This is a genomic window from Marinobacter sp. SS8-8 (assembly GCF_030540945.1).
Classification (GTDB): domain Bacteria; phylum Pseudomonadota; class Gammaproteobacteria; order Pseudomonadales; family Oleiphilaceae; genus Marinobacter.
Window position 1 is genome coordinate 1 of sequence record NZ_JASSVN010000043.1, and the last position, 3078, is coordinate 3078.

4 protein-coding genes are annotated in these 3078 nt (G+C 50.6%); all 4 read left to right on the top strand.

Annotation, left to right across the window (positions count from 1 at the left end):
* Positions 1-141: 141 nt before the first annotated feature.
* The 4 genes from QPL96_RS19205 to QPL96_RS19220 all read left to right on the top strand — a co-directional run bounded on the left by QPL96_RS19205 (position 142) and on the right by QPL96_RS19220 (position 2504).
* Positions 142-618: a hypothetical protein gene (locus tag QPL96_RS19205; RefSeq protein WP_303288882.1), complete on the top strand. Its 477-nt coding sequence runs from the start codon at positions 142-144 to the stop codon at positions 616-618.
* Positions 619-769: 151 nt separating this feature from the next.
* A complete protein-coding gene (locus tag QPL96_RS19210) occupies positions 770-1276 on the top strand; it encodes a hypothetical protein (RefSeq protein ID WP_303288883.1) in 507 nt (168 codons plus the stop codon).
* A gap of 189 nt (positions 1277-1465) precedes the next feature.
* Positions 1466-2005: a hypothetical protein gene (locus QPL96_RS19215; protein WP_303288884.1), complete on the top strand. Its 540-nt coding sequence runs from the start codon at positions 1466-1468 to the stop codon at positions 2003-2005.
* Positions 2006-2075: 70 nt separating this feature from the next.
* Positions 2076-2504 (top strand): hypothetical protein, encoded by a 429-nt coding sequence (locus QPL96_RS19220; RefSeq protein WP_303288885.1) that lies wholly within the window; start codon positions 2076-2078, stop codon positions 2502-2504.
* Positions 2505-3078 lie beyond the last annotated feature (574 nt).

Sequence of the window (3078 nt, forward strand, 5' to 3'; positions counted from 1 at the left end):
GGCATTCGACTTTGGATGCCCAAATAAGTAATCGGGTGAACGGCCCTTAACCAGGCGCATCAATACGCGGCCTGCGGCCGCCGGACGCCCTTGTCAGGGCGCCGTTGTGCGCGGCGTTAAAACGAAAACACAGGGGGTCACATGCAACGGATCGCATCACAGATTACTCTGCTCTTTCTATCCCTGATCCCTAGCATTGCCCTTGCCGAAAACTCGGCCCCTGAAGACTATCTGGCCAATAAATCGCTGGTGTTGGAGGTTCGATACTGTGAGTGCCTGGCCACCAAACCCGATGGCGTACCCTCCGACCTACTGCCAAGTTTTCTGAGGGAGTCCAGTCTCTTAAAGGTTAGTGTCTCGAGCAAGGATAAAGGCTTTGCTTCTTCAAGAGAGTTGTCCATCGGTTATGAGCTCAAGCCGGTTGCAGGCTCGCCCAACCAATTCCAATTCAACTATGCTGGCAACCACACTACAAGCACTGGGAACAGTGCTGGCAACGGGGCGTTGCTGTTGGTTCAGGGGCAGTGGGTTAGTCTTTTCGGCTCACAGCATGAGACCGAAACTGGATCGCAACATAGCAACGTTGCGGTGCGGCTGGCTAAGCCCGGTGGTTCCTGATGGCAAGTTTTAACAAATCAATTAAGTTCGTTCCCGGCCTGACAGCCGTCCACCGGACGCCCCTGACGGGCCGCCGCTTATTTTGGCGTTAGGTGTTAAAAACGTCCGGCACTTAACTGAAATCAAACAGGGCGGCATAGAGGGAGTAAATATGAAAAAAGCAGTATACATAATCGTGTTATCGGCAACCCTGCTTGGTGGTTGCGCAACAATAGTTGGGGATAAGACACAGGTTGTACCAATATCTAGCACCCCCAGTGATGCAACAATACTCATCACAGATGAAAAAGGTGTTCAAGTATTCAAAGGATTAACCCCGACTAGCGTAACACTACAAAAAAGTGATGGTAGCTATTGGGGGAAAAAGAGTTTTACCGTAGAAATCACCAAAGCCGGATATGAAAAACAGGTAATCCCAATAACTGCTAGTGCAAATGGCTGGTACATTGGCGGCAATATCATTTTTGGAGGGCTCATCGGTTGGTTTATCGTTGATCCATTGAATGGAGCCATGTACACCTTGTCGCCAGAGCAGATAACATCAACACTCAGTGAAAAGGTCGCACACAACAATACTGCGACTGATGGAAGTATTTCTATTGTTCTGCTCCAGGATGTGCCGCCATCACTCCGTAGTAAAATGAAGAAGTTGAATTAAAACACCTAACAATGGCATCGTGCGGGACTGGCAACCGCGCCGCTTCGCTTTGCGGTCGCCAGCCCCACATGCCTGCCGTTATGAGTAGGGACATCATTGATAAACGGTCTATTGTCGCGATCTGCTGAACTTGAAAGCAAACTCTTGGAGTTTTTTGCGCTCCCTACTTTCGATGATTCGGAAAGAATCATGGCGAGCAGAGTCATGTGTAGTATTGCTTTCGAGCATGCCGAAAGTGCAAAGATGCTGATTTCGGCTGGTAATTTAACCTCGGCGACGGGACTTGTCCGTCTTCAGTATGAAGCGCTGGTCCGGGCAATGTGGCTCCTTTACGCGGCGTCTGACACCGCTGTCTCAAAGCTAACCAGTGAGCTGACACAAGAGACGGCTGATAGAGCGAATAGGCTTCCGATGCTCAGCGAAATGCTGGAGAAATTACAGGGTAAAGCACCCCAGGAACCGGTGGATATGCTGCTAGAATTCAAAAAGTACTCTTGGAAGCCCCTTAGTTCGTTCATCCACGGCGGTATTCATGCAATCCATCGCCATAGCAAAGGTTATCCACTTCCTCTACTCGAGCAGATGGTCCGGATATCCAATGGTGTTTCTGTAATGGTGGGAATGCTTTTGGTCATATTGCATGGGGGTGGTGAGCAGCGCGGCAAAATGCCACGGATTCAAAGAGAATTTGCTGACTGTCTACCCGATACCAAGTCGCAAATCTCATAACAAGTGCAGGCAAGGGACGCTCCTGACGTCGCGCCCCTGCTGCAAGCGTTATGTGCTTTAGGAGTGACAGATGGAAGCTTCTAAGATCACAGGAATTTTTCTTTCAGTTCATGGTGCTGGACCAAAATATGCTCTTCGACGCAAAGTCGGCCCATTCCATGAGCAGTACGATGTTTACCGTCCTTGGGACAAAATCGACATTGTTCGGGAACTCGTGAAATTGTTGGATGCGGAGTTTGAAGGCTTCCTCGAAAAGTTCGTTACGATCGACGACAAGCACTTCCGAGAAAGTTCGCATCGTTCACGGCACTATATTTCGGCTGATCTCGCATCGCTCTACCTGGGCAAGAACGATGATTTCAGGAAGAAGTATTCATTTTCATACAAGGATTACTGGATTGGCACGAATGTGGGCGCAAAGGAAATCGTTCAGTATGTTAGAGAAATGGCTGAAGCTTGTGACGTTACATTCTCTTTCTGGAGCGACCTCAAGCTTTAGTCACATAACCAACCATTTCAGTTCGTTCCGGCCCTGATGGGCCTCCACCGGACGGTCTTTTCTCCGCTTCGCTACGCAAAGGCCGCCGCTGAATGTTGGCGTTAAATGCCTGGCTCCGGCGCTCTTTGGTTTGGTGATCGGGCGCGGTTTGGCAGTTGTTTTTGGCAGAACACAGCCCAAGGTCTGGCAGCGTTTTTTGCGGCCAGTTCGGTGTCCGGGTCGCGGGGCCATCCGGCGTAAACATCGTGCAGTTTCCGCTTGTTCAGTGTTCTGGTTCCTAGCGCCATGGGTTGGGTTGGTGCAACGTATCGGGAGTAGGCATTCAGGTTTGGGTGCCACAATAAAGTGCTGGGTAACCGGCATCTAACAATTCGCATCAGTACGCGGCCTGCGGCCGCCGGACGCCCTTTACGTGGCTCCTTCGTCGCCACTCCAAGGTCGCCGCTGTGCTCCGCGTTAAGAGTTTGCCACAGAGGGAGCAGCAATGGAGATGCCAGACTTCTTATCGTTCGGAGATCTTGTCGTTCCGTTTTATCTATTTGCCTTGATCGGGCACTTCTTGTCTAGGTGGTAC